The organism is Veillonella sp. oral taxon 780 str. F0422 (assembly GCF_000221605.1).
In the GTDB taxonomy this organism is placed as follows: domain Bacteria; phylum Bacillota; class Negativicutes; order Veillonellales; family Veillonellaceae; genus F0422.
The window spans coordinates 1-367 of record NZ_AFUJ01000039.1 but is presented as its reverse complement, the minus strand read 5'-3'; the positions used below and the strand labels follow the sequence as shown (position 1 = coordinate 367).

Annotated in this window: 1 protein-coding gene; it reads right to left on the bottom strand. The window is 47.1% G+C overall.

The window, feature by feature from the left end; genetic code table 11:
- On the bottom strand, positions 1-291 hold a 291-nt coding region (locus tag HMPREF9200_RS04540), incomplete at its 3' end, for a nicotinate-nucleotide--dimethylbenzimidazole phosphoribosyltransferase (protein ID WP_255260724.1).
- Between the last annotated feature and the right edge of the window lie 76 nt (positions 292-367).

Genomic DNA, 367 nt, shown 5'->3' with positions numbered 1-367 from the left:
TGCCAACAACTCTGCCATCGGATATCCTGTGATTCCTGCTGTGACTGCCAACGCTGAAAGTAAACTTCTTTCACCGACAGTACCGATAGCTATCGTTTGGTAGCCGTTTTCACTCAATTCATCTGCCAAGGCAAAGCCTACTTCTAAGCCTTGTTCCACGATGTCAGGTGTCAATGCCGCATGCATGCGGAAAAATTTAGACCCTTTGGCTAATTTATGTTGACGCACACCTTCGATGTGACTTGTATCTAATTCTAAGCCTGCATCCACTAAGAACACAGGAGCGCCAATTTTCTCGCTGCTCCGTGGGTAGCAGAATATCCAGAGGCTAACCGTTCCATAGCTTTCAAGCTTTCCACGCCATGTG